At 68.6% G+C, this 25,543-nt stretch carries 24 protein-coding genes and 3 pseudogenes; 14 read left to right on the top strand and 13 right to left on the bottom strand.

Features of this window, described 5'->3' with window-relative positions:
* Positions 1-45: 45 nt before the first annotated feature.
* The 11 genes from infC (at position 46) to ASD25_RS10775 (ending at position 10,125) form a co-directional block, all read left to right on the top strand.
* Positions 46-453 carry a translation initiation factor IF-3 gene (infC, locus tag ASD25_RS10825; protein ID WP_056617253.1) on the top strand — a complete coding sequence of 136 codons (408 nt, stop codon included), beginning with the start codon at positions 46-48 and terminating at the stop codon, positions 451-453.
* Positions 454-545: 92 nt separating this feature from the next.
* The gene (locus ASD25_RS10820; protein WP_055827444.1) at positions 546-1,796 is read left to right on the top strand and encodes an MFS transporter; all 1,251 of its coding nucleotides are present in this window, start codon (positions 546-548) and stop codon (positions 1,794-1,796) included.
* Between the two features lie 66 nt (positions 1,797-1,862).
* Positions 1,863-3,794: a S9 family peptidase gene (locus ASD25_RS10815; RefSeq protein ID WP_082560010.1), complete on the top strand. Its 1,932-nt coding sequence runs from the start codon at positions 1,863-1,865 to the stop codon at positions 3,792-3,794.
* 151 nt (positions 3,795-3,945) lie between these two features.
* Positions 3,946-4,143 (top strand): 50S ribosomal protein L35, encoded by a 198-nt coding sequence (gene rpmI / locus ASD25_RS10810; RefSeq protein WP_003166435.1) that lies wholly within the window; start codon positions 3,946-3,948, stop codon positions 4,141-4,143.
* 54 nt (positions 4,144-4,197) lie between these two features.
* The gene (rplT, locus tag ASD25_RS10805; protein WP_055827447.1) at positions 4,198-4,554 is read left to right on the top strand and encodes a 50S ribosomal protein L20; all 357 of its coding nucleotides are present in this window, start codon (positions 4,198-4,200) and stop codon (positions 4,552-4,554) included.
* A 144-nt stretch (positions 4,555-4,698) separates the two neighbouring features.
* Positions 4,699-4,902, top strand: a complete 204-nt coding sequence (locus tag ASD25_RS10800; protein ID WP_055827449.1) for a dodecin family protein — start codon at positions 4,699-4,701, stop codon at positions 4,900-4,902.
* A gap of 66 nt (positions 4,903-4,968) precedes the next feature.
* Positions 4,969-6,135: a phenylalanine--tRNA ligase subunit alpha gene (locus ASD25_RS10795; protein ID WP_056617251.1), complete on the top strand. Its 1,167-nt coding sequence runs from the start codon at positions 4,969-4,971 to the stop codon at positions 6,133-6,135.
* Positions 6,135-6,530: a hypothetical protein gene (locus ASD25_RS10790; protein ID WP_055827454.1), complete on the top strand. Its 396-nt coding sequence runs from the start codon at positions 6,135-6,137 to the stop codon at positions 6,528-6,530. The genes ASD25_RS10795 and ASD25_RS10790 overlap by 1 nt, the downstream gene beginning before the upstream one ends.
* A 31-nt stretch (positions 6,531-6,561) precedes the next feature.
* A complete protein-coding gene (locus ASD25_RS10785; RefSeq protein WP_055827456.1) occupies positions 6,562-6,993 on the top strand; it encodes a hypothetical protein in 432 nt (143 codons plus the stop codon).
* Positions 6,990-9,413 carry a phenylalanine--tRNA ligase subunit beta gene (gene pheT / locus ASD25_RS10780; RefSeq protein ID WP_055827458.1) on the top strand — a complete coding sequence of 808 codons (2,424 nt, stop codon included), beginning with the start codon at positions 6,990-6,992 and terminating at the stop codon, positions 9,411-9,413. The genes ASD25_RS10785 and pheT overlap by 4 nt, the downstream gene beginning before the upstream one ends.
* Positions 9,414-9,510: 97 nt before the next feature.
* Positions 9,511-10,125 (top strand): DUF1134 domain-containing protein, encoded by a 615-nt coding sequence (locus ASD25_RS10775; RefSeq protein ID WP_055827460.1) that lies wholly within the window; start codon positions 9,511-9,513, stop codon positions 10,123-10,125.
* Positions 10,126-10,270: 145 nt separating this feature from the next.
* Here the strand turns inward: ASD25_RS10775 and ASD25_RS10770 are convergent, their stop codons facing one another.
* The 4 genes from ASD25_RS10770 to thpR form a co-directional block, all read right to left on the bottom strand.
* A complete protein-coding gene (locus tag ASD25_RS10770; protein WP_082560011.1) occupies positions 10,271-11,149 on the bottom strand; it encodes an NAD-dependent epimerase/dehydratase family protein in 879 nt (292 codons plus the stop codon).
* A gap of 9 nt (positions 11,150-11,158) precedes the next feature.
* Positions 11,159-12,394: an NAD-dependent epimerase/dehydratase family protein gene (locus ASD25_RS10765; protein ID WP_055827462.1), complete on the bottom strand. Its 1,236-nt coding sequence runs from the start codon at positions 12,392-12,394 to the stop codon at positions 11,159-11,161.
* A gap of 95 nt (positions 12,395-12,489) precedes the next feature.
* Positions 12,490-13,029 (bottom strand): GNAT family N-acetyltransferase, encoded by a 540-nt coding sequence (locus ASD25_RS10760; RefSeq protein ID WP_055827464.1) that lies wholly within the window; start codon positions 13,027-13,029, stop codon positions 12,490-12,492.
* A complete protein-coding gene (gene thpR, locus ASD25_RS10755) occupies positions 13,026-13,565 on the bottom strand; it encodes an RNA 2',3'-cyclic phosphodiesterase (protein WP_055827466.1) in 540 nt (179 codons plus the stop codon). The genes ASD25_RS10760 and thpR overlap by 4 nt, the downstream gene beginning before the upstream one ends.
* 123 nt (positions 13,566-13,688) lie before the next feature.
* On the opposite strand from thpR, the gene ASD25_RS10750 reads away from it, so the two are divergent.
* Complete coding sequence (locus ASD25_RS10750; protein WP_055827468.1) at positions 13,689-14,435, top strand: Bax inhibitor-1/YccA family protein; 747 nt, start codon at positions 13,689-13,691, stop codon at positions 14,433-14,435.
* Positions 14,436-14,487: 52 nt separating this feature from the next.
* Here ASD25_RS10750 and ASD25_RS10745 read toward each other — a convergent pair whose 3' ends face one another.
* The 4 genes and pseudogenes from ASD25_RS10745 to ASD25_RS31925 all read right to left on the bottom strand — a co-directional run.
* Positions 14,488-14,820 (bottom strand): DUF2794 domain-containing protein, encoded by a 333-nt coding sequence (locus ASD25_RS10745; RefSeq protein WP_082560070.1) that lies wholly within the window; start codon positions 14,818-14,820, stop codon positions 14,488-14,490.
* Between the two features lie 346 nt (positions 14,821-15,166).
* Entirely contained in the window at positions 15,167-16,498 is a 1,332-nt protein-coding gene (locus tag ASD25_RS10740) for a trypsin-like peptidase domain-containing protein (protein WP_055827471.1), read from the bottom strand.
* Positions 16,499-16,571: 73 nt separating this feature from the next.
* A pseudogene (locus ASD25_RS33150) lies at positions 16,572-17,700 on the bottom strand (acyl-CoA dehydrogenase family protein).
* Positions 17,701-17,878: 178 nt separating this feature from the next.
* Positions 17,879-18,025: pseudogene (locus ASD25_RS31925) on the bottom strand (acyl-CoA dehydrogenase family protein); the annotation flags it as partial.
* A 225-nt stretch (positions 18,026-18,250) separates the two neighbouring features.
* Here ASD25_RS31925 and ASD25_RS10720 point away from each other — a divergent pair.
* Together ASD25_RS10720 and ASD25_RS10715 are read left to right on the top strand one after the other, a co-directional pair.
* Positions 18,251-18,517 carry a DUF6356 family protein gene (locus ASD25_RS10720; protein ID WP_055827478.1) on the top strand — a complete coding sequence of 89 codons (267 nt, stop codon included), beginning with the start codon at positions 18,251-18,253 and terminating at the stop codon, positions 18,515-18,517.
* Positions 18,475-19,704 (top strand): CaiB/BaiF CoA-transferase family protein, encoded by a 1,230-nt coding sequence (locus ASD25_RS10715; RefSeq protein WP_055827482.1) that lies wholly within the window; start codon positions 18,475-18,477, stop codon positions 19,702-19,704. The genes ASD25_RS10720 and ASD25_RS10715 overlap by 43 nt, the downstream gene beginning before the upstream one ends.
* A 223-nt stretch (positions 19,705-19,927) precedes the next feature.
* Here the strand turns inward: ASD25_RS10715 and ASD25_RS10710 are convergent, their stop codons facing one another.
* From ASD25_RS10710 to ASD25_RS10695, 5 genes and pseudogenes are all read right to left on the bottom strand, one after another.
* Positions 19,928-20,251 carry a hypothetical protein gene (locus ASD25_RS10710; protein ID WP_055827485.1) on the bottom strand — a complete coding sequence of 108 codons (324 nt, stop codon included), beginning with the start codon at positions 20,249-20,251 and terminating at the stop codon, positions 19,928-19,930.
* 56 nt (positions 20,252-20,307) lie between these two features.
* Positions 20,308-20,715: a hypothetical protein gene (locus ASD25_RS10705; RefSeq protein WP_156376890.1), complete on the bottom strand. Its 408-nt coding sequence runs from the start codon at positions 20,713-20,715 to the stop codon at positions 20,308-20,310.
* Positions 20,716-20,783: 68 nt separating this feature from the next.
* Positions 20,784-22,286 carry a 2-oxoglutarate dehydrogenase complex dihydrolipoyllysine-residue succinyltransferase gene (gene odhB, locus ASD25_RS10700; RefSeq protein WP_235562706.1) on the bottom strand — a complete coding sequence of 501 codons (1,503 nt, stop codon included), beginning with the start codon at positions 22,284-22,286 and terminating at the stop codon, positions 20,784-20,786.
* A 63-nt stretch (positions 22,287-22,349) separates the two neighbouring features.
* A pseudogene (locus tag ASD25_RS29325) lies at positions 22,350-22,528 on the bottom strand (biotin/lipoyl-containing protein); the annotation flags it as partial.
* A 68-nt stretch (positions 22,529-22,596) separates the two neighbouring features.
* Positions 22,597-25,530 carry a 2-oxoglutarate dehydrogenase E1 component gene (locus ASD25_RS10695; protein ID WP_056617245.1) on the bottom strand — a complete coding sequence of 978 codons (2,934 nt, stop codon included), beginning with the start codon at positions 25,528-25,530 and terminating at the stop codon, positions 22,597-22,599.
* Positions 25,531-25,543: the final 13 nt, after the last annotated feature.

Below are 25,543 nucleotides of genomic sequence, written 5' to 3'. Positions count from 1 at the left end.
CTACTTCTTCTTCCACGCAAGGAACCGACGCTCATTCGCCGTCCGATGAACCAGCCGCCCGTCAAGGACGGGCCCCCCATGAACCAGGATATCCGCGCGCCGCGCGCCGATGAACCAGCCGCCCGTCAAGGCGGCAAATTCCGCTTCCAGGAGCAGAAGAAGAAGGCCGAGGCGCGCAAGCGCCAGAAGGTCGTCGAGCTGAAAGAGATCAAGCTCCGCCCCAACATCGACGTCCACGACTACGAGGTGAAGGCCAAGGCCATGCACCGCTTCTTCGACGAGGGCGACAAGGTCAAGGTGACCCTGCGCTTCCGCGGCCGCGAGATGGCCCACCCCGAGCTCGGCATGAAGCTGCTGAACAAGGTCCAGGCCGATTTCGACGAGATCGCCAAGGTCGAATACGCGCCGCGTATGGAAGGCCGTCAGATGATCATGATCCTCGCGCCGAAATAGGCCGAAGGGTTTTCAGGATGCAGAACGCCCCGGCCGGAAACGGCCGGGGCGTTTTCGTTTGTCGGCCGCGAGGCGCGGGATATGGTCGGGCCATGACAGCACCCGGCCCGGCCCCCGCCGCCTCCCGCTCCGCCCTGTTCGTCCTCTTCGGCGTGGTCTTCATCAATCTGGTCGGCTTCGGCATCGTCGTGCCGCTGTTGCCCTTCTACGGCCAGACGCTGGACGCGCCGCCGTGGCAGGTGGCGCTGATGTTCTCGGCCTATTCGCTTGGCCAGTTCTTCGCCGAGCCATTCTGGGGCCGGCTGTCGGACCGGATCGGGCGCAAGCCCGTGCTGCTGATCACCGTGATCGCCAACGCCCTTGGCTATCTGATGCTGGCTTTCGCCCCCAACATCTGGCTGGCCATCGGCATTCGGCTGTTCACCGGCTTGGGAGCCGGCAATATCTCGACCGTCCAGGGCTATGTCGCCGACGTCACGCCCCCGGAGCGGAGAGCCGGCCGCATGGGCCTGATCGGCGCGGCCTTCGGTCTCGGCTTCATCGTCGGTCCGGGGCTGGGCGGCCTTCTGACCCGCCCGGATATGGGGACACTCGGATATCAACTGCCGATCTTCGTCGCCGCCGGCCTGTGCGTGCTGGCCGCAGTGGGCATTGCGGTGCTGCTGAAGGAGAGTCGAGCCAGGGTCGATCCCGCCGCCCCGCGTGCGCCGTTCCTCAGCGGGGTGCACGACGCCGTCGCCAATCCGGTGGTGTCCCGGGTGTTGCTGGTCACCCTGATCTACATGGCGGGCTTCTCCGGCATGGAGTCGACCTTCGGCTTCTGGACCGAGGCCCGCTACGGCTGGGGCGCGCGCGAAGTGGGGCTCAGCTTCATGGCGGTCGGCATCGTCTCGACCATCTGCCAGGGCCTGATCGCCGGGCGCTTGGCCCGGCGCTTCGGCGAGGCGCGGGTTCTGGCGGTCGGCTGTCTCATCTTCGGAGCCGGCCTGGTGGGGCAGGTGGCCGCCAGCCGCCTCCTGCCGGACGCCGAGGCCCTGGTCCCGGTGATCATGGCCGCAGGAGCCTTCGGCATGGCGATGACCATGCCCAACATCTCGGCCCTGATCTCGCGCTCGGTCGATCCGGACCGCCAGGGCGCGATGCTGGGACTGAACATGGCAGCCAGCTCCAGCGCCCGCATCTTCGGCCCGATCGCGGCCGGCGCCCTGTTCTCGGGCCTCGGCCATGACTGGCCCTTCCTGATCGGCGCCGCCCTGACCGTTCCGGCGGCTGTCATGGCCATCAATGCCGGACGCGCGTTTCGCAAACGGCAGGCCGGGGTGGTCGCCGCGCCGGCTGAATAAGGCGTCGCTTGCAGCCGCGTCGCCCCCGCTCTTATGGTCGCGGACACAAAGGGGCGGGGGCCGCGTATGACTATCCGATACACAGCGTCTGCGCTTGCCGCAGCGGGCGTGATCCTGACGGCCGGTGCAGTCCGGGCCCAGGACGTCGCGCCGCTCGACGCCTATGGCGCCCTGCCCGCGCATGAACTGGTCGAGGTCTCGCCGAGCGGCGACCGCCTCGCCTATGTCACGGTCGTTGGCGAGGAGCGCGCGCTGGTCATCCACGACCTGAACGACATGAGCCTGATCGGCGGCGTCCGCGCCGGGCCGGTCAAGGTTCGTGACATCGGCTGGGTGGGTGAAGACCACGTCTATGTCTACAGCACCGCCACCCAGGTCGGAGCCTCCATCGGCCTGAGGCGATCCGAGCTGGCCGATGCGTCGATCTACGAAATCCCCACGCGACGGGTGGCGCTGGCGCTGAATCACACGCCCGGCGTCTTCGCCAAGGTGTTCGGTTCGCCGATCGTGCGCACGATCGACGGCGAGCCTTCGCTGATCGTGGTCGGCCAGGGACGCGAGGGCGGGGGCCTGTTTCGCATCGACCTTTCGACCGGCAGGGGCGAGGAGCATGTCGAGCCGGACCGGAAAGGCCCGCCGTCCCTGCTGGACGTCAATGGCGAGCCCGTCGCGCGGGTCACCTATGACGGCGAGACCTGGGAGGTCCAGGCCCGGCGCGGGGGCTTCTGGCGCACGATGTGGCAGACGGACGCGAAGATCGACACGCCCGGGCTGGCCGGATTCGGACAGACCACAGACAGCGTCGTCCTGCACGGTCGGATCGATGGCCGTGATGAGGGATTCTACGCCCTCGATCTCGCAACCGGAGCCATTTCCGATCTGCCGTTCGAAGGCCGGCCCACCAGTCTGATCCACCATCCGAAGACCAGGCTGCTGATCGGCGCGCGGACCGTCGGCGAAGACGACCAGGTGAGGTGGCGGTTCCTCGATCCCGACGCCGACCGGGCCTGGCGGTCGGTGCAGGCGGCGTTCCGGGGCAAGCAGGTGAGCCTGACCTCCTGGTCGGAGGATATGCGCCAGATCATCGTCTTCACCCAGGGGACGGGCGACGCCGGCACCTATCAACTGGTGGATCTGGACCGCGGCCTGGCCGAGATCGTGGGCGAGGCCTACCCGACCATCACCGGCGCCCGCGTCGGCGAGGTGCGGTCGATCAGCTACCTGGCCGCCGACGGGATGCGCATCCCGGGCTATCTGACGCTGCCGCCCGGCGTCACCGATCCGAAGGGTCTGCCGCTGGTGGTGTTCCCGCACGGAGGGCCGGCCGCCCGGGACTACAAGACGTTTGACTGGTGGGCCCAGGCGATGGCCTCGCGCGGATATGCGGTGCTGCAACCGAATTTCCGTGGCTCCGACGGCCTCGGCACGGCGCATCTGGAGGCCGGCTATGGCGAGTGGGGCCGCAAGATGCAGACCGATCTCTCGGACGGCGTGCGCTGGCTGGCGTCGGAGGGACTCATCGATCCGGCCCGGGTGTGCATCGTCGGCGCCAGCTATGGCGGCTATGCGGCGATGGCCGGGCCGACGCTCGATCCCGGCGTCTACCGCTGCGCCGTTGCCGTCTCCGGCGTCTCGGACCCGCGGCAGATGGTGCTGTGGGAGGCGGACCAGGGCGGACGGCGCGACTCGCCGGTGGTGCGCTACTGGAACCGCTTCATGGGCGCCGACCGGCTGGGCGACCGCGACCTGGACCAGATATCGCCGGCGGCCCAGGCCGCGCGCGCCGACGCGCCCATCCTGATGCTGCATGGCCGCGACGACACGGTGGTGCCGTTCGAACAGAGCCGGATTCTCGCCGAGGCCCTTCGCCGGGCGGGCAAGCCGTTCGAACTGGTCGAGCTGCCCAGCGAGGACCACTGGCTGTCCCGCGCCGCCACCCGGCAGTGGATGCTTGCCGAAACCGTCCGGTTCCTGGAGCAACACAACCCGCCGCGTTGAGCCTGCACCTTGCCTTTATGCGCCGCGTGGACTAGAAGCCGCGCCTTCGCGTACGAACCGCCGGGCTAACAGGCATGCCTGGGCGGTTTTCATCAGGCCTCTCGTCCGGACTTTGGTCCGGGCGGCGCAGGCCCACTTAGAGAGAGTGAAAATGCCGAAACTGAAGACGAAGTCTGGCGCCAAGAAGCGCTTCAAATTCACGGCGACGGGCAAGGTGAAAGCCGGCGTGGCAGGCAAGCGGCACCGCTTGATCAGCCACAACAGCAAATACATCCGCCAGAACCGCGGCACCTCGGTCATGGCCGACGCCGACGCCAAGAAGATCAAGTCCTACATGCCGTACGCCTGATCGGCGCGCGACATCCCGACCTGATCTCCACACAGAATTTGAAAGGATAGCGACATGGCTCGCGTCAAACGCGGCGTAGTTTCCCACGCCAGACACAAGAAGGTTCTCAAGCAGGCCAAGGGTTTCTACGGCCGCCGCAAGAACACCATCCGCACCGCCAAGGCCGCGGTCGACCGCGCCGGGCAATACGCCTACCGCGACCGCCGCAACAAGAAGCGCTCGTTCCGCGCCCTGTGGATCCAGCGCATCAACGCCGCCGCGCGTCTGGAAGGCTTCACCTATTCGCAGTTCATGCACGGCCTCGGCGAGGCCGGCATCGAGCTGGACCGCAAGGTCCTGGCCGCGATGGCCGCCGACGAGGCCGCCTTCAAGGCCGTGGCCGACAAGGTCCGCGACGCGCTGAAGGCCTAGGCTGAACCGCAGGACTGATGAACGCCCGCTCCGGTCTCCGGGGCGGGCGTCGTCGTGAGGGGCTCCCACGCAACCCCCGCCGCCCCGTCCCGTTGAGACGACAGCGCCGCACGATCCGGCGCGCCTTCAATCCCGGGGAATCCCATGTCCATCGCCAAGGTCACCGAAGTCACCGCCTCGTCCACCGTCAGCTTCGAGGACGCGCTGAAACGCGGCATCGCCCGGGCCGACAAGACCCTCAACAATGTCGCGGGCGCCTGGGTCCAGGAGCAGAAGGTCGTGGTCAAGGGCGGCGAGATCGTCGAATACCGCGTCAATATGAAGGTCTCCTTCGTCCTCGAGGACTGACCCGCCGCGCTTCCGTCCGGCGGGCGGGGTGACGAAACCGTCCGCGCCCGCTAGACGACGGTCGCAATGACCGATCTCGCCCAACTCGAACTCGACCTGATCAACGCCATCGGCGCGGCGGAGACCGCCGCGGCGGTCGAGGCGCTGCGCGTCGCCGCCCTCGGCAAGTCCGGCTCGATCTCCGGCCTGCTCAAGGGCATGGGCGCCCTGTCGCCGGACGAGCGCCGCGAACAGGGGCCGATGATCAACGGCCTGCGCGACCGGGTGTCGTCCGCCCTGGCGACCCGCAAGGCCGAGCTGGAGGGCGCCGAGCTCGACGCGCGGCTGCGGGCCGAACATGTCGATCTGACCCTGCCGGCGCGCCCGCGCCGCAAGGGTTCGGTCCATCCCACCATGCAGGTGATGGATGAGATGATCGCCCTGTTCGCCGACATGGGCTTCGCGGTCGCCGAAGGCCCCGACATCGAGGACGACTTCCACAATTTCACGGCCCTGAACTTTCCGCCGAAACATCCGGCGCGGGAGATGCACGACACCTTCTTCCTCAGGCCTGACCCCGAAACCGGCGACCGCAAGGTCCTGCGCACCCACACCAGCCCGGTGCAGGTGCGCACCATGATGACGCAGAAGCCGCCGATCCGGATCATCGCGCCCGGCCGGACCTTCCGTAAGGACAGCGACGCCACCCACACGCCGATGTTCCATCAGGTCGAGGGGCTGGTCATCGACCGCGGCATCCACATGGGCCACCTGAAGTGGACCCTGGAGACCTTCGTCGCCCGCTTCTTCGAGGTGGACGGCGTCGACGCCCGCTTCCGCCCGCACCATTTCCCCTTCACCGAGCCGTCGGCCGAGATGGACATCCGTGCCCGCTTCTTCGAGGTGGACGGCGTCGACGCCCGCTTCCGCCCGCACCATTTCCCCTTCACCGAGCCGTCGGCCGAGATGGACATCCGCTGCGACCGCTCCGGCGGCGAGCTGAAGCTCAACACCGGCGACAGCTGGATGGAGATTCTGGGCTGCGGGATGGTGCATCCCAATGTGCTGCGAAACTGCGGCATCGACCCGGATGAATACCAGGGCTTCGCCTTCGGCATGGGCGTGGATCGGCTGGCGATGCTGAAGTACGGCATTCCCGACCTGCGCCCGATGTTCGAGGCCGACACCCGATGGCTGGCCCACTACGGCTTCTCGCCCTTCGCCGCCCCCAATCCCGCAAGCGGACTGTCCTGATGACCGACCAGCCCTTCTCCCCCACGGCGCCGTCCCGCACCCTGGACCCGCTCGCCAGGGAGTTCACCGGCGCGAGCTTCTGCCTGTTCGACCTCTACCGCGCCAGCGTCCAGGCGGGCGGCGGGGTGATGATCGAGGGCCGGAGCTTCACGGATTGCGTCATCGAGGGGCCGGCGCTGATGCTGGTCCTCGACGGCGTCCACTTCGAGAGCACCCATTTCGGCCCGACCAGCGGCGACCTGCGCAACATGCTGTTCCAGCCTATGGGCAGTATGGGGATCGGCGCCATTCCGGTGCACAACTGCACCTTCACGCGGTGTCAGTTCCAGACCCTTGGGATCACCGGCAACGAAACCCTGCTCAAGATGCTGATCGAACAGGTCCCCGTCGGCTGATGGCCAGAACCGAAATCGAGAGACCCCAGGCATGACCGACCAGATCCCGACCCTGTCCCCGGAAGAGGCCGCCGGCCGCGCCCTGGTGGCGCGCACCAGTTTCGAGAAGGAGGCCGTCTGGCTTCCGTCCCTGGCCGTTCAGCACTGGAACGCCGGCCAGATGGCGATCGACGGCAAGACCTTCACCGACTGCGTGATCGAGGGGCCGGCGGTGGTGGCCGTCATGAACGGGACGACGTTCGACAACTGCGCCATGGGCACGACGTCGGATGTCCGCAATCTTCTGTACCGGCCCCTCAGCACCACCAAGCTGGCCGGGGTCGTCGGCATGTCGAACTGCCGTTTTGTCCGCTGCCGGTTCGCGCAGGTGGGCTTCACCGGATCGGACGATCTGCTGGAACAGCTTCGGGGCGGCGTCAAATCCATGTCCGACGTCGCGACACCTTCCGGAACCCTCGCGTGAAATTCACCCTCTCCTGGCTGAAGGAACATCTCGACACGGACGCCGAAGCGGCGGCCGTGGCCGACGCCATGACGATGGCGGGGCTGGAGGTCGAGGATGTCCACGACCCGATCGCGGCGCTCGCGCCGTTCACGGTGGCCCGGATCGTCTCGGCCGAACGCCATCCCAACGCCGACCGGCTGCAGGTCTGCCAGGTCGACACCGTCGATGGCCGCAAGGAGATCGTCTGCGGCGCGCCCAACGCCCGCGCGGGGCTGACCACCATCTATGCGCCGATCGGCGCCTATGTGCCCGGACTGGACGTCACCCTGGTCGAGAAGCCGGTGCGCGGCGTGGTCTCGCACGGCATGCTGTGCTCGGCGGCGGAACTGCAGCTCGCCGGCGAAAGCGACGGCATCCTCGACCTGCCCGACGACCTGACGGTCGGGACCCCGGCGGCGGGCGTGTTCGGGGCCGAGCCGGTGATCGATTTCGAGGTCACTCCGAACCGGCCCGACTGGCTGGGCGTGGCGGGCGTCGCGCGCGACCTCGCGGCGGCGGGTCTCGGCCAGTTGACGACCCCGTCCGTGGAGCCGGTGGCGGGCGCCTTTGCGTCGCCCATCACGGTACGGATCGAGGCGCCGGAGATGTGTGCGGCGTTCGCCGGTCGCCTTATCCGGGGGGTCAGCAATGGTCCGTCGCCGGACTGGCTGCAGCACCGGCTGATCGCCATCGGCCTGCGCCCGATCAACCGGCTGGTCGATGTGACCAATCTGGTCGCCTATGACCGCTGCCGCCCCCTGCACGTCTATGACGCGGCCAAGCTGGTCGGGACCGAGATCGTCGTACGTGGCGGGCAGATCGCTTCCGCCACGCCGGGCCACGAGGGCGGCCAGCCCGAGCACCTCATCGCCCTGGACGGCAAGACCTACGCCGTCGACCCGAGCATCTGCGTCATATCCGACGCCGCCGGCGAGCGTCCCATCGGCCTCGGCGGGGTGATGGGGGGCGAGTCGACCGGCTGTTCGGACGAGACCGTGGACGTCTTTCTCGAGAGCGCCTGGTTCGACCCCCTGGTGACGGCCCAGACGGGCCGGGCGCTGGGGATCAGTTCCGACGCCCAGTACCGGTTCGCGCGCGGCGTCGATCCGGCCTTCATGGCGCCGGGTCTTGAGCTGGCGACACGTCTGATCCTCGACCTGTGCGGCGGCGAGCCGTCCGAGGTCGTCCTGGCGGGGCAGGCCCTGGCCGATCCCGCGCCCTTCGCCTTCGATCCGGCCCGCGTCGGTCAGCTGACGGGCCTGTCTCTGGACGACGACAGGATCGCCGAAATCCTGACCCGCCTCGGTTTCGAGGTCGCCCGGGGCGCGCCATGGACGGTGACGCCGCCATCCTGGCGCCGCGACGTTGAGGGGCCCGCCGATCTGGTGGAAGAGGTCGCTCGCATCGAGGGCTACGCCGCCCTGCCGTCGACCCCGTTGCCCGACCAGGGCGCGCCGTCGCGCGGCGTGCTGAACCCGCGTCAGGCTCGCGTCCGCCGCGCGCGCCGGGCTCTGGCGGCCATGGGCTATGCCGAGGCCGTCACCTGGTCCTTCACCAGGCAGTCGACCGCGGCGCTCTTTGGCGGCGGCGACGAACGTCTGCTGGTCGAGAACCCCATCGCGGTCGATCTGGACTGCATGCGGCCCTCGGTCCTGCCGAACCTGATCCAGGCCGCCGCCCGCAACGCCGCGCGCGGTCACGCCGACGCCGCCCTGTTCGAGATCGGGCCCATCTATCTGGACGACAGCCCGACCGGCCAGCGCACCGTCGTCGCCGGCCTGATCGCGCCGCGCTCGGCGCGGCACTGGGGCGGAGCGGCCGAGGACGCCCTGTTCGGCCTCAAGGGCGACCTGATGGCGCTGCTGGAGGAACTGGGCGCGCCCGTGGGTTCGCTGCAACTGGTCCAGGGCCAGAACCGGGACTGGTGGCATCCGGGCCGCTCGGCCCGCCTGCAGCTGGGTCCGAAGACCGTCATGGTCGAGTTCGGATCCTTGCACCCCCGGGTGCTCAGGGCGCTGGACGCAGACGGGCCGATGCTCGGGTTCGAAATCGTGCTGGACGCGGTTCCCGAGCCACGCGGGGCAAAATCCAAGGCGCGGGGCGCGGCCAATCTGGCCAATCTCATGCCGTTGACCCGGGACTTCGCCTTCGTGGTCGAGGACGGCAAGGCGGTCGGTGACCTGACGCGCGCTGTGGCCGGGGCCGACAAGGCCCTGATCGCCGACGTGCGGGTGTTCGACGTCTATCGCGGCGCGGGCGTGGCCGAGGGCATGAAGTCGGTGGCGCTGGAGGTCGTGATCCAGCCCGTCGAGGCGACCCTGACCGAGGCGGAGATCGAGACGTTGTCGGCGAAAATCGTCGCCGCGGCGGGCAAGCTGGGCGCGGCCCTGCGGGGCTGAACGGCCTTTTCGGCAAGGTTCCGTTAACCTTGCCGCCGCAAGGCTGACGCAAAAGACGGCGACCTTGCCTTGTCCCGTCCGCGCTGAGAGATTCGCCATGCACCGTCGCCAACTGATCCTGTCCGGTCTCGCCGCCACCGCCGGCGCCGCGGGCCTGTCCGCCTGCGCGACCAACGGCCAGGCCGGCGATCCCAACTATCCGATCGCCTCCGATCAGCAGGCCCAGGCCTATACGGCCGACGAACTGGTCGCCGCCGGCTCGCGCGAGCTGGGCATCGCCGCCGAGGCCATCGGCGGCGCCATCGAGCGCATCTTCGCTGAACAGGGAGACCGCCCGACGGCCTACATCGCCGGCGAGGAGGGCTCGGGCGCGGCCGGCATCGGCCTGCGCTACGGCCGCGGCGCGCTGCACATGAAGGACCTGTCCGCCTCGCAGGAGGTGTTCTGGCAGGGCATTTCCATCGGCTGGGACGTCGGCGGCAACGCCAGCCGGGTCTTCACCCTGGTCTACGGCCTGTTCCACCCCGACATGATCTACCGCCGCTACCCCGGCGTGGAGGGCTCGGCCTATCTGGTCGGCGGTCTGGGCGTGAACTACCAGCGCGCCGACGGCATCGTCCTGGCCCCGATCCGCACCGGCGTCGGCCTGCGGTTGGGCGCCAACGTCGGCACCATGGCCTACAGCCGTCAGCGCAACCTGCTGCCGTTCTAGAACGGCTTCACCTTCCATCCGTCATCCCGGACTCGTCCCGGGTATGATGGCGGCGAGGTGGTTGTCGTCCTTGTGCCGGATATCGATGATGTCGCGCCCGCGATGTCGCGGATGTCGTCGCCCGATTGTCCTGTACCGATGTGGCCTATGTCGCGGTGTCCCGGACCATCGCCTCCAGCCCGTCGCGCCAGGTCGGATAGGTCGGCCGCCAGCCGAGCTCGGCCTTGGCGCGGGCGTTCGAGAGGCGTTTGGAGTCGAGATAGAAGCGCCGCATCGCCTCGCTGACCGAGGGGTCGCGCCAGTCGACTTCGGGCGGCAGGGGCAGGCCCAGCCGCCGGGCCGCGCCTTCCATCACCACATCGGCGGGCGCGGGCTCGTCGTCGCACAGGATGTAGGCCGCGCCGGGCCGCGGCCGCGCCATGGAGGCGAAAAGGCCCGACACCGCGTCGTCGACGTGGACGCGATTGAAAACCTGGCCCGGCTTCCTGACCAGCCGCGCCGTGCCGTCGCGCAGACGGTCCAGAGGCGAGCGGCCGGGACCGTAGAGGGCGGGAAGCCGGAACAGCTGCACGGTCAGTCCCATGCCCTGTCCCGCGTCCAGCCAGTCGCGTTCCGCCCTGACGCGCCGCGCCCCCTCGAGGCTGGCGGCGTTCAGCTCGCTGTCCTCGAGCGCCCAGCCGCCGGCGCGGTCGCCATAGACGGCCGTGGACGAGACGTAGCCGATCCAGTCGGGCCAGGATCCCGACGCCGTGATCGCGGGCAGCAACGCCTTCACGCCGGGACAGCCGGTCGCCTCCGGGGGCGCGGTGATCAGGATGGCGGAGGCGTCGGCGACCGCAGCCGCCAGCGCTGCCGGGTCCGCTGGATCGACGGCGACGAAACCGTCCGCGGCCAGGGCGGCGCGCCGTCCGGCGTCACGACTGGTCAGGACGGCCCGGCCGCCGCGCCGAATCGCCTCTCGGGCGGCGGCACGGCCCAGCCAGCCGCCGCCGAAGACCAGCAGGGATGCGGGAGCGTCCGGCACGCAGGTGTCTCAGGCCGATCGCGCGTGGACCGGAGTCTTCGGCGGCGCGGTCAATGTGGGCTCGGTCTGCACCGCCAGCGCCCGCTTGCTGTTCCAGGTCGAGACGCAAGGCACCTTCGACAGATCGGCCCGGCCGGCGTAATGGCGGGCGATGTCGGTGACCTCGTCCAGCAGGCCCTGGGCCAGGGTGATCGGCTTCAGGCCCAGGTCGCGGAACTGGTCATTGGCCACGATCAGTTCGTTCTCGTCGGCTTCCTGGCGGGGGTTCGGCACATTGTGCACTTCGGCGCCCGTCATGTCGGAGATCATGGCGGCCAGATCGCGGACCCGGCGGCTCTCGGTCATCTGGTTCAGGATCTTGACCCGCTCGCCGGACTTCGGCGGATTGGCGAGCGCCAGTTCGACACAGCGCACCGTGTCCTGAATGTGGATGAAGGCGCGCGTCTGGCCGCCCGTGCCGTGCACCGTGAGCGGATAGCCCACCGCCGCCTGCATCAGAAACCGGTTCAGCACCGTGCCGTAGTCGCCGTCGTAGTCGAAGCGGTTGATCAGCCGCTCGTCCCGGCGCGTTTCTTCGGTCTGGGTGCCCCAGACGATGCCCTGGTGCAGGTCGGTGATCCGCAGGCCGTCGTTGCGGGCGTAGAACTGGAACAGCAGGGCGTCCTGCGTCTTGGTCATGTGATAGATCGAGCCGGGGTTCGGCGGGAACAGGATCTCCTGCTCGGCCGGGCCGAAGTCGGTGTCGACCGTGACCTTCAGATAGCCTTCCGGGATGCGCAGGCCCGCCGTGGTGTAGCCATAGACACCCATGGTGCCCAGGTGCGCCAGGTGTACGTCCAGCCCGCTCTCGACGATGGCCGCCAGCAGGTGGTTCGTCGCATTAAGGTTGTTGTCGACCGTGTACAATTTGTGCCGCGCCGACTTCATCGAATAGGGCGCGGCCCGCTGCTCGGCGAAATGCACGACACTGTCGGGCTTCCACTCGCGGATCAGGGCGACCAGCCGGTCGAACTCCTTGCCGACCGTCATGTTGACGAAGTCGATGGTCCGGCCGCTGACGTCCTTCCAGGCGGCGATGCGCTCGCCCATGGTCCGGATCGGGGTCAGGGACTGGACCTCCAGCTCATTGTCGATGTTGCGGCGGCTCAGATTGTCGACGACGCAGACGTCCCAGCCCCGCGCCGACAGATGCAGGGCTGTCGGCCAGCCGCAGAAACCGTCGCCGCCCAGAACAAGAACCCGCATCCGACCATCCTTCGTGATTTGCGCCGACCTTGCGTACCGGATGGCGACGCGGGGTCAAAGCTTGACCTTGTAACGCGCGAAACGACCGGTCGGGCTCAGCCCGGCCTGCGCGCCCGCCACTCGTCCCGGCTCTGACCCCAGCGGTCAATCGTGAGCTCGTGGAACGGCGGGGGAAGGCGGGTCGGTCCCAGATTGCGTGAGCCGATCCGCTCGGCCAGCCGCTGCGACGGGACATTGTCCGGATCGATGCAGTGGATGACCTCGGTCCAGCCCAGGGTGTCGAATGCGTAGTCGATCGCCGCGGTGGCGGCCTCGACGCCGTAGCCCCTGCCCTGGGCGTCGGGGTGCAGGCCCCAGCCGACCTCGGTTCCCGGCCAGCCCTCGGGCCGCCATGGCCCGATCCGGCCCAGCCACTGGCCGGTCTCGCGCTCGATCAGCGAGAACATGGAAATCCCGGTCAGGCTCCAGGCCCCGGCCATGGTCATGAAGCCGCGCCAGGCCACCGCCGCCGGCTGGGCGCCGCCAAGGAATTTCGCCGCCTCGGGATCGCCCATCATCTCCGCCCAGCGGGGGAAGTCCTCGATCGCGATGGGGCGAAGGATCAGGCGTTCGGTTTGAAGGACCGGTCCGGTCAAAGCAGATACTCCCGCTCGAGTTCGTAATGGCTGCCGTCGTGGGTCAGGACGCTGGAAAAGAGGCCGAAGCGGTCAATCCGTATCGGCGGCGAATGCAGCAGGTTGTGGCCGGCGATCCAGGCGCCGATCCGATCCGGATTGGCGTGCGGCTTGAGATAGGCCAGCGTCAGGTGCGGGCGGTAGTCGCGGCGTTCTACCGCAATCCCGGCCCGATCGGCGGCGCTGCGACAGCGGCCGGCCAGGACCGACAGCCGCTCGCTCGGCTCGACCCCGGCCCACAGGGTCCGCGATTGGTGGTCGTCGCCGAACGAACCGACGCCCGTCAGGGCGACCTCGAATGGCCCGCCCGCCGCCGCCCGCTCCAGTTCAACGGCCAGATCGTCGGCGCGGCGTCCGTCGACCTCGCCATAGAAGGTCAGGGTGATGTGCAACTGGTCCCGGTTGCGCCATTTCGCGCCGGGCAGGCCGGTCTGGCGGCGCGCCAGCGTTTCGGCCACGTCGTCGGGAACGGACAGGGCGGTGAAGAGCCGGACCATGCGACCCTTGGTAGCGGTTGGGAACGGCGGGCCCAAGTCCGGTTTTCCTTGCGGAAGGGGCCAAGCGGCCCGATATTTGTGCAAAGGCCGGGACTGCCGGCCCAATGGAGGACCGATCTCGCCATGAGCGATTTCAGAAACGGCTACAACACCGCGCCTGCGACGGCCGATATGTCGACGGACGCGGGCCTGCGCAGCTTCATGCTGGGCGTCTACAACAAGCTGGCCCTGGGCCTGGTGGTCGCCGGCGCCCTGGCCTACCTGACCGGCAACGTCCCCGCCGTGCAGCAGCTGCTGTTTGCGGTGGGACCGGACGGCCGCATCGGCCTGACCATGCTCGGCATGATCGTCCAGTTCTCGCCGCTGGTGATGCTGTTCGGCTCCATGTTCTTTATGAAGAACCCGACGGCGGGCGGCGTGAACCTCCTCTACTGGGCCGTGGTCGCGACCATCGGCGCCGGGCTGGGCATCGTGTTCCTGCGCTACACGGGCGAATCGGTCGCCTCGACCTTCTTCGTCACGGCCGCCGCGTTCGGGGGGCTCAGCCTGTTCGGCTATACGACCAAGAAGGACCTGACCGCGATGGGCAGCTTCCTGATCATGGGCGTGATCGGCCTGATCATCGCCATGGTGGTCAACATGTTCCTGCAGTCCGGCATGCTGGCCCTGATCATCAGCGGCCTCGGCGTGCTGATCTTCTCGGGCCTGATCGCCTTCGACACCCAGCGGCTGAAGATGACCTATTACGCCCTGGGCGGCGACAAGGCGGCCATGGGCGTGGCGACCGGTTTCGGCGCTCTGTCGCTGTTCATCAATTTCGTGAACCTGTTCCAGTTCCTGCTGATGTTCATGGGCGGCAGCCGGGACTAGGCGGGCCGGCAACTCAAGATCGGAAAGGCCCCGGCGGAAACGCCGGGGCTTTTTATTCGACAATGGAGAACCGGCGGCTGTCGAACACCCGCAGCACCTGGGCCAGTTCGCGGCCCCGGCGCAGCACATGGCCGCCTTCGCCGATGACGGCCCACTGGCCCTGCTTCAGGCGCAGGGCGGGGCGTTTCTCGATCCGGTACAGGGGCGCGTCGCCCGAACGGCGGAAGACGGCGAATTCGGCGACGTCCCTGTGCCCGACCATGGCGTAGTCGCGCCATTCGGCGGCGGCGACCATCCGTCCGTAGACCCTGAGAATCAGGTCCAGCTCCTTGCGGTCGAAAAAGACCGGACCGGGCTGTGACTGCAGATCGGCGGCGTCGCTCATCAGCATCAGGTTACGCCGACATTCGCGAAACGCCAGCGCTCCCGCGCCGTCTCCAGGAGCGTCTCCACCGAACACTGTGTCGGCAAGAACAGCTCCCCGCGAAAATCGCGCCGAACATGAAATCGCCTCGCTTCGGCCCATCGCCCGCCGCGTTACGGGGTGAAGTCTCGGTATCGGCCCGCTGGAGTTCGGAGCAGTTCCGGATCTGAACAGCCCCCCCAGCCCCTCCTGGATTTCTCCACCAAGGGCTCCGACGGGCCGATGCTTCCTCCAAAGCGAGACGCCCGCTCCGCCACCCTCCCCCCTCCGGCAGAGCGGGCGTTTTGCTGTCTGGCGTCGACAGGGGTCAGGGCAGGCGGATATCCACCGTCGCTTCGCCTCGCGTAACCGACAGCGCCGCCTCCCCGGTCTTGTCCAGCGCCCGCGTGAGGCCCGCGAGGTCCACCGTCGCCTGACCATCGACCGAGCGAATCATGTCGCCGGCCTGCAGTCCGGCGGCGGCGGCGGGTGATCCGCCTTCGACAGCGAAGACCTGCAGGCCGTCGCTGGCCAGACGCACCGCCGCCCCGCGCGCGATCACCGCGTCCGCCCCGGAGATGACCGGGCGGTCGCTCGGCGCCTCCACGGTCAGGGTGGTGCGGGCCTCGTGTCCCTCGCGCAGATAGACCACGGCGACCTCGGTTCCCGGCGCGGCGATGCCGACGGTCGCGGCGACCGTGCCGGCGTTCGACACCGGGCGGTTCTGGATTCGGGTGATGACGTCGCCCCGGCGCAGGCCGCCCGCCTCGGCCGAGGAGCCCGGCGCCACGTCCTCGACCACCGCGCCGCGAACGATGCCGAGGCCGAAGGTGCGGGACCGCTCGGCGTTCAGCGATCCTAGGATGACGCCCGTCGTCCCGCGCTTGACCTGGCCGGTCTCGCGCAGCTGGGCCACGACATACATCATGATCCGGCTGGGCACGGCGAAGGCGATGCCGTCATTGCCGCCGCCGCCGCCGGACAGGATGGAGGTGTTGACCCCGATCAGCCGACCGCGGCTGTCCAGCAGCGGGCCGCCTGAATTGCCCGAGTTCACGGCCGCGTCGGTCTGGATATAGTCCTCGATCCGGTCGCCCATGCCGGACCGGCCCAGGCCCGAGATCACGCCCATGGTCAGGGTCTGGTCCAGTCCCAGCGGATAACCGACGGCGAAGGCAAGGTCGCCGGTCCGCAGGGAATCGGAATTGACGACCTCGATCTGCGACAGGCCGAGACCCGTCGAGGAGGCCGCCTCGATTTTCAGCACGGCCAGGTCCGTGGCCTTGTCGGTGCCGATCAGGACGGCGTCGAAGATACGGCCGTCGGTCAGGTCGACGGTGAATTTCCGCCCCCCCTCAACCACGTGGTTGTTGGTCACGACGATGCCCTCGCGGGCGTCGATAATGGCGCCCGAGCCGCTGGAGATCGGGCGCGGCTCGTTCTCGCCGGAGCTGGGACCCTCGGACTGGCCCAGGGTCGTGACCTGGACGACGGCCGGCAGGGCACGCTCCAGTCCGGTGGCGAAGGTGAACACTCCGCGCTGGGCGTCGAACGGCACCGGCGACTGCTGGGCCGCGACAGGCCCGGCCGCCAGCAGCGGAACCGCCGCAGCGAGCGCCAGCAGGGAAAGGCCGCCGGCCCGAAGATTGAAACGCCGCATCGCTGGTCCCCCCGTGATCACGCTGACCCTAGCGCGGGAAAGCGGCGATGACGACAGGGTGATGAAGCGAGGCCTAGAAGGCGCTTTCCCCGGTGATGGCCCGGCCCAGGATCAGGGCGTGGACGTCGTGGGCGCCCTCATAGGTGTTGACCGTCTCGAGGTTCATGGCGTGGCGCATGACGTGCATCTCGCCGGTGATGCCGGCGCCGCCGTGCATGTCGCGGGCCTCGCGGGCGATGGCCAGGGCCTTGCCGCAGTTGTTGCGCTTCATCATCGAGATGGCCTCGGGGACCCAGGCCCCCTGATCCAGCAGCCGGCCCAGCGCCAGGGCACCCTCGAAGCCGAGGAAGATCTCGGTCTGCATGTCGGCCAGCTTCTTCTGCACCAGCTGGCGCGAGGACAGGGGGCGGCCGAACAGCATGCGCTCGCCGACATAGTCGCGGGTCAGGTGGAAACAGGCCTCGGCGGCGCCCATGGCCCCCCAGGCGATGCCGGACATAGTCGCGGGTCAGGTGGAAACAGGCCTGGCCGAACAGCATGCGCTCGCCGACATAGTCGCGGGTCAGGTGGAAACAGGCCTCGGCGGCGCCCATGGCCCCCCAGGCGATGCCGTAGCGGGCCTTGTTGAGGCAGGAGAAGGGACCGCGCAGGCCCTTGACGCCGGGCAGCAGGTTCTCTTCCGGCACGAACACGTCGTTGAGGCCGATGTCGCCGGTGATGGAGGCCCGCAGGGACAGCTTGTCGCCGATCTTGTCGGTGGTGAAGCCGTCCATGCCGCGCTCGACGATGAAGCCGCGGATCACGTCGTCCAGCTTGGCCCAGACGACGGCCAGGTCGCTGATCGGCGAATTGGTGATCCAGTATTTGGCGCCGTTGAGCCTGTAGCCGCCGTCGACGGCGACGGCCTTGGTCTTCATGGAGGCCGGGTCGGAGCCGCCGTCGGCCTCGGTCAGGCCGAAGCAGCCGACCAGTTCGCCGGCGGCCATGCGCGGCAGGAAGCGCATCTTCTGCTCTTCGGAGCCGAAGGCGTAGATGGGGTACATGGCCAGGGACGACTGGACCGACATGGCCGAGCGATAGCCGCTGTCGACCGCCTCGATCTCGCGCGCGATAAGGCCGTAGGCGACGTGGCTGACCGAGGAGCCGCCGTACTGTTCCGGCAGCATGGCGCCGAGGAAGCCCATCTCGCCCAGTTCGGTCATGATGGCGCGGTCGAAGGTCTCGTCGCGGAAGGCCTCGACCACGCGGGGCAGCAGCTTCTGGCCGCTGCCAACTCCGTCGAGAACGACGCCTACGCCGCCCAGGCGGACGGACGTCGGCGACGGCCTCGATCTCGCGCGCGATCAGGCCATAGGCGACGTGGCTGACCGAGGAGCCGCCGTACTGTTCCGGCAGCATGGCGCCGAGGAAGCCCATCTCGCCCAGTTCGGTCATGATGGCGCGGTCGAAGGTCTCGTCGCGGAAGGCCTCGACCACGCGGGGCAGCAGCTTCTCGCGGGCGTAGGACCGGGCCGCGTCCTGGATCATCCGCTCGTCGTCGGTCAGCCGGCCCGACAGGTCCAGCGGGTCGTCCCAGCGGAAGGTCTTGTGGGAAGCGGGGGCGCCGTCGGCCATGGGGGTCTTTCCTGAGCGTGTCGGGGGCGCGCGGCGGAATCGTCCCGCGATCCGGCCTCCCCCTGTTCTGGCGCGCGGTTTAGGCCAAAATACATCGGTCGGGTAGAGGGACGGCCCGACGCAGGCTAGGCTGTCGCCATGATCCGCACCTTCCATCGACTCTTCGTCGAACACCCGCGCCAGGTCGAAGAGGGCTATTTCGAACATATGGCCGCCTCGTCACGGTTCGGCCTGCGCCTGCTCAAGCTGGCGGCCTGCGCCTTCACCCACGCCCTGGTGCCCGGGGTTCACAAGGCCACGGTGTCCAGGGCCGTCTGCTGCATGGCCGAGGAGATGGACGGCCGGGCGCGCGAGGCCCGCGAATGCCGTATGCGCGACGCCGGCGTGTGGGATCCGGGGCTCTGACAGTCACTCCGAAAGGCCCGCTCTCCGGCGTTCGCGTCCTCGACCTCAGCCGCGTGCTGGCGGGGCCGTGGGCGACGCAGATGCTGGCCGACCTCGGGGCCGAGGTGATCAAGATCGAGCGGCCCGGCGTCGGCGACGACACCCGACACTGGGGTCCGCCCTTTACGATGAAGACGGACGGGTCGAAGGGCGACGCCGCCTATTTCCTGTGCGCCAACCGGGGCAAGAAGTCGGTCGAGCTGGACCTCGCCACGCCCGAGGGGGCGGCGGTCATCCGCGAGCTGGCGAAGACCTGCGATGTCGTGGTCGAGAATTTCAAGACCGGCGGGCTGAAGAAGTACGGCCTCGACCACGTGGCCCTGTCGGCGATCAATCCGAAACTGGTCTATTGCTCGATCACCGGCTTCGGCCAGGACGGGCCGGACGCCCACCGCGCCGGCTACGACTACATGATCCAGGCCATGGGTGGGCTGATGTCGATCACCGGCCAGCCCGACGGCTCAGCCGGGGCCGAGCCGATGAAGGTCGGGGTGGCGGTCGTGGACCTGTTCACCGGCCTCTACGCCTCGAACGCCATCCTGGCGGCCCTGATGCATGCGCGGGCGACAGGGCAGGGGCAGCATGTCGATATCGCCCTGTTCGACGTCCAGGCGGCCATGCTGGCCAATCAGGCGACGAACTTCTTCGTCTCGGGCAAGGCGCCGACGCGGATGGGCAATGCGCATCCCAATCTGGCCCCCTACCAGCCCTTCCCCTGCACCGACGGCATGGTAGTGATCGCCGTGGGTAATGACGGCCAGTTCCGGGCCCTGTGCGGGGCGCTGGGGGCGGAGGGGATGGGCGCCGATCCGCGCTTCCTGACCAACGCCCTGCGCATCGAGCACCGCGCGGTCCTGACGGCCGAGCTGTCGGCCCTGACGGCGTGGCAGACCATGCACGGGCTGATGGCGGCGCTGGAGGCGGCGGGCGTGCCCTGCGGGCCGGTCAACACGATCGACCAGGTCTTCGCCGAGCCGCAGGCGAAGCACCGTGGGCTGGAGGTGACGCAGTCGCGGGCGGACCTGTCGGGGACGGTGCGGACGGTGGCCTCGCCGATCCGGATGTCGCTGACGCCGGTCGCCTATGACCGGGCGCCGCCCGCGCTGGGCGCGGATACGCAAGAGGTGCTGGGCAGCCTCGGGACCTGAAGCCGACCCCTCTCGAGACGGGCGGAAAACGCAGTCTCATGAGTCTCATGAGTCTCATGAGTCTCATCCGTCCCCTGAAAAACACCGTCCGAAGCGTCCGAAGAGTCCACTCCGTCCACCCGGGGTCTCGCGCGACCACGCCGAACTCAGTTGTCAAAGACCAGACCCTGCGGGGTTTTCAGCCATCACAGCATGCGCATGCGTCAAATCTGGACGTAGCCGTTCACGAGCCGACCAGAAATCCAGGTCCGATCGCCGCGAGGAGCGCCAGCGGACCTGCCTTGCGCACGGGATCGGCGGTGACGGGGTCCGCGTCCTCAAGCCGCTCGGCGCCGCCCCGAAGGCTTTCAAGCAGCGTCCGCGCGGCGATCGCCTGAGCATTCGGCACCGACAGGTTCACGCCGCCCAGGGCCTGGAGGACCAGCGGATTGACCTTCACATGCTCGGCTCCGCCCAGCACGGCGTCATAGCCGTCGGCCCGCAGGCGCGACGCAGCGATCTCGGCTTCGTAGACGTCGGCGAACCGGGCGATCTCGATCATCGTCATGCGTCTCAGGTAGTCACGAACCGGACGATTGCTCGCCCGACTGCCCCTGCGGGACTTCAGGCCGAGCGGAACGGCTGTGGCAGGGCCTCAAGCAGCGCCCGGTCCAGGGTCAGGATGAGCATGCCCGGCAGGAAAAACCGGACCCAGTCGACTAGGACGTCAAACGAGATCATCGCCGCCGGGTCGATCCCGCCCGAGACCAGGGCGCCGGCGAGCAAGAAGACGAAATGGCCCGCAGCGCCGATCAGCCAGGGCTGAAGCGCCGGGCGGCGGCGCCAGCAAGCGACCGCGGCCACTCCGTATCCGCCGATCGCAACGAGTATGGGGACATCAAGGATCGGCAGCCACGGGAGCGGCAGATCGAATGGAGGCTGCGAGACCGGCCGGTCGAACCAGCCGAGCCAGACAAGGCTGCCGCCAAGGAACAACAGGCCAAGGACGCTCGCCGCGAGCCACAGGATCACCAACCACCGAGCAAAGGGCGGCGGGGCCGCGCCGACGCCCGGCCGAAGCGGCGCCCCCCAGCCGCCCATCACAGGTCCAGCAGCGCCCGGGCCGGGTCTTCCAGCAGTTCCTTGACCCGGACGAGGAAGGTCACGGCCTCCTTGCCGTCGACGATGCGGTGATCGTAGCTCAGGGCCAGGTACATCATCGGCCGGATCACTACCTCGCCGTTCACCGCCATGGGGCGCTGGACGATGTTGTGCATGCCCAGGATGCCCGACTGCGGCGCGTTCAGGATCGGCGTCGACATCAGCGAGCCGTAGGTGCCGCCGTTGGTGATGGTGAAGGTGCCGCCCTGCAGTTGATCGAGGGTCAGGGCGCCGTCGCGGGCCGCCTTGCCGAGGGCCGCGATGCCCTTCTCGATGCCCGCCAGCGACAGCGCATCCGCGTCGCGCAGGACCGGCACGACCAGCCCCTTCTCGGTGCCGACGGCGACGCCGATGTCATAGTGGTTCTTGTAGATGATGTCCGTGCCGTCGATCTCGGCGTTGACCGCCGGAATCTCCTTCAGGGCGGCGACCACTGCCTTGGTGAAGAAGGACATGAAGCCCAGCTTCACGCCGTGGCGCTTCTCGAACACCTCCTTGTACTGCGTCCGCAGGGCCATGACGTTGGTCATGTCCACCTCGTTGAAGGTGGTCAGCTGGGCGGCGGTGTTCTGCGATTCCTTGAGGCGGCGCGCGATGGTCTGGCGCAGCCGGGTCATCTTGACCCGCTCCTCGCGCGGCTGGTCGGCGCGCGGCGCGGCGGGGGCTGCTGGAGCCGCGGCGGCCGGAGCCGGAGCGGCGGCGCCAATGGCCGCGATGGCGTCCGCCTTGGTGATGTTGCCCTTGGGCCCGGTGGCGGCCAGCGCCTTCGGATCAAGGTTGTTCTCGGTGACCACGCGCTGGACGGCGGGCGACAGGTGCGGGGCGTCCCCGCCTGCGGCCCTGGCCGGGCTGGCGGCGGCCGGAGCCGGCGCGGCTGCGGCGGGCGCCGCGCCTTCACCGGAGGCGGCGATCGAACCGATCTGCTGGCCGGGCGTGACCGTCGAACCGGCCTCGGCGGCGATGGTCAGGACCCCGGCGGCGGGAGCCGACACCTCGACCGCGACCTTGTCGGTCTCGATCTCGACCAGCATTTCGTCCTTGGCGACGACATCGCCGGCCTTCTTCAGCCAGGTTCCCATCGTGCCCTCGGCGACGCTCTCGCCCATGGTCGGGGTCATGATGGCGACCGAGCCGCCCGAGGCGGCGGCGGGCGCGGGGGCAGGTGCCGCGGCGGCGGGGGCCGGAGCGGCCTCAGCCTTCGGCGCCGGAGCAGCTTTCGCCTCGGCCTTSGGSGCTTCGGCGGACGGCGCGGCGGCGGCGCCYTCGGTSACSACGCCSAGGACGGCGCCGGGGGTCACGGTCTCGCCGTCGGGSGCCTTGATCTCGGACAGRACGCCGTCGGCGGGCGASACGACTTCCAGCGACACCTTGTCGGTTTCCAGCTCGACCAGGACCTCGTCCTTCTTCACGGCGTCGCCGGCCTTCTTCGTCCACTTGCCGATGGTGGCTTCGGTGACGGATTCGCCGAGGGCGGGGGTCAGGATGTCGGCCCGTCGCCGTCGGGGGCCTTGATCTCGGACAGAACGCCGTCGGCGGGCGAGACGACTTCCAGCGAGACCTTGTCGGTTTCCAGCTCGACCAGGACCTCGTCCTTCTTCACGGCGTCGCCGGCCTTCTTCGTCCACTTGCCGATSGTGGCTTCGGTGACGGATTCGCCGAGGGCGGGGGTCAGGATGTCGGCCATGGGACGGGCTCTCTCAGGTTCGTTCGTTTGTCATCCCGGAAACGGCCCAGCCGTTGTCCGGGACGGGATCAGGCGAAGGCGTCGGTCAGGAAGGCGTCGAGTTCTTTCAGGTGCCGGCTCATCAATCCGGCGGCGGTCGAGGCCGAGGCCGGGCGGCCCACATAGCGCGCGCGCTTCGACTTCACGGACAGCTTCTCCAGCGTCAGTTCGATCCATGGATCGACGAAGGTCCAGCCGCCCATGTTCTTGGGCTCTTCCTGGCACCAGACCAGCTCGGCGTTGGGGAAGCGGCCCAGTTCGGTCAGCAGGGACTTCATCGGCCACGGATAGAATTGCTCCAGCCGCATCAGATAGACGTCGTCGATCTGGTCGCGTTCGCGCCGCTCCAGCAGGTCGTAATAGACCTTGCCCGAGCACAGGACGACGCGACGGATGTCCTTGTCGGCCTTGATTTTGATCCCCGCGACCTCGGGCCGCGTCTGGGCGTCGTCGTGCAGCACGCGATGGAAGCTTGATCCCTCGGCCATGTCGGCGAGGGTCGAGACCGCCTTCTTGTGCCGCAGCAGGCTCTTGGGCGTCATGATGATCAGCGGCTTGCGGAAGGGCCGGTGCATCTGGCGGCGCAGGATGTGGAAATAGTTGGCCGGGGTCGAGCAGTTGGCGACCTGGATATTGTCCTCGGCGCACTGCTGCAGGAAGCGTTCGAGACGGGCCGAGGAGTGCTCGGGCCCCTGGCCCTCGTAGCCGTGCGGCAGCAGCATCGTCAGGCCGCACATGCGCAGCCATTTGCGTTCGCCCGAGGTGATGAACTGGTCGATCACCACCTGGGCCCCGTTCACGAAGTCGCCGAACTGGGCTTCCCACATGACGAGGGTGTTCGGGTCGGTCAGGGCGTAGCCGTATTCGAAGCCGAGGACGGCTTCCTCCGACAGGGCCGAATCGATGACCTCGAACTCGGCCTGGCCCTCGCGCAGGTTGTTGAGCGGAACGTAGCGGGCCTCGGTGGTCTGGTCCACGATGCCCGAGTGGCGCTGGGAGAAGGTGCCGCGCACCGAATCCTGGCCCGACAGGCGGACGGGGAAGCCCTCGTCCAGCAGCGAGCCGAAGGCCAGGCTCTCGGCCGTGGCCCAGTCGATGTTCTGGCCCGAGGTGATCATCTCGCGCCGGCCGTCCATGACGCGTTTCAGCGTCTTGTGCATGTCGACGTCGTTGGGGATGGCCGTCAGCCGGTGTCCGAGATCGGCCAGTTTCGCCGCCGGGACCGAGGTCTCGCCGCGGCGCTCGTCGCCCTCGGGCAGGCCGATGCCCTGCCACTGGCCGTCCATCCAGTCGGCCTTCTTGGCCTCGAACGCCTTGCCGGCCTCGAACTCGGCGTCGAGGAAGGCCTCGAAGCGAGCGACCTCGGCGTCGACATCGGCCTGGCTGATGACGCCTTCCTTGATCAGGCGCTCGGCGTAGATCTCGCGCGTCGAGGGCAGGGCGCGGATCTTCGAATACATCAGCGGCTGGGTGAAGGTCGGATCGTCGCCCTCGTTGTGGCCGAAGCGGCGGTAGCAGAACATGTCCACCACCACGTCCTTGTGGAATTTCTGCCGGAACTCGGTCGCCACCTTGGCGGCGAAGACCACGGCTTCCGGATCGTCGCCGTTGACGTGGAAGATCGGCGCCTGGACCATCAGGGCCACGTCGGACGGATAGGGCGAACTGCGCGAGTTGCGCGGGCTCGTCGTGAAGCCGATCTGGTTGTTGACGACGAAATGCATCGTCCCGCCGGTGCGGTAGCCCTTCAGCCCCATCAGGGCGAAGCATTCGGCCACCACGCCCTGGCCGGCGAAGGCCGCGTCGCCGTGGATCAGCAGGGGCATGACCCTGGAGCGGTCCAGCGCGAGTTGCTCGTCGGGGTCCCCAGACCGCGCGGCATTGGCCTCGCGGATGTCGAACGCCTGTTTCGCCCGCGCCTTGCCCAGCACCACGGGATTGACGATCTCGAGGTGCGACGGATTGGCGGTCAGGGACAGGTGGACGGTGTTGCCGTCGAACTCGCGGTCCGACGATGCGCCCATGTGATATTTGACGTCGCCGGAGCCCTCGATGTCCGAAGGCACGGTCGAGCCGCCCTGGAACTCGTGGAAGATGGCGCGATAGGGCTTGCCCATCACGGCGGCCAGGGTGTTCAGGCGGCCGCAAGGGACCATGGCCTCGCCGCCGTCCAGACCGAACCGCTTGGTGCCGGGGAAGCGTTTGTGCAGGAAGCGTTCGAAGCCCTCGGCCTCGATCAGCTTGTTGAGGATGGCCAGCTTGCCTTCCCTGGTGAAGGCGTTCTGCTCGAACTTGTCCGGGCCTTCGAAGCGCGCCTGCAGCCAGGATTTCTCCTCCGGCTCGGCGATGTGCATGAACTGGATGCCGATATGGCCGCAGTAGGTGCGCTTGAGGATGGCCAGCACCTCGCGGATGCTGCCGGTCTGCAGCCCCAGCACGCCGTCCAGATAGATGGGTCGGTCGAGGTCGGCCTCGGTGAAGCCGTAGAATTCGGGGGTCAGTTCAGGGTTGTGGGTGGCCTGTTCTATGCCCAGCGGGTCCAGCGTCGCCTGCAGGTGGCCGCGCACGCGGTAGCTGCGGATCAGCATCAGGGCGCGGATCGAGTCATGGGCGGCGGCGCGGACGGCCTCGGCGGAAACGGCCGGCGTCGCCGCGGGCGCAGCAGCGGCGGCGGCGGGCTTCTTCGGGTCAGGTTTCGGAGCGGGCCAGCGGCCGTCGAACACAGCGGCGGCTTCGGTCGGCTCATCAGCGGCCGAACGGCCCCACGCGCCCGCGGCGCCCGAGGCGCGCACGGTGTCGGCGGTGTCGCGCAGCTGGTCGAAGAAGGCGCGCCACTCGGCCGAGACCGAGGCCGGATCGGCGGCCCATTTCCCGTGCAGGTCCTCGATGAACGAGGCGTTCGAGCCATACAGGAAGCTGGTCTCGGCAAAGACCTGGTTCAGCCGACCGGCATCGTCCGCCATCGTATCGTCACGT

This window comes from Brevundimonas sp. Root1423, from assembly GCF_001426805.1.
The sequence above is the reverse complement of the archived record's forward strand: the minus strand, read 5'-3'. Positions and strand labels throughout refer to the sequence as shown.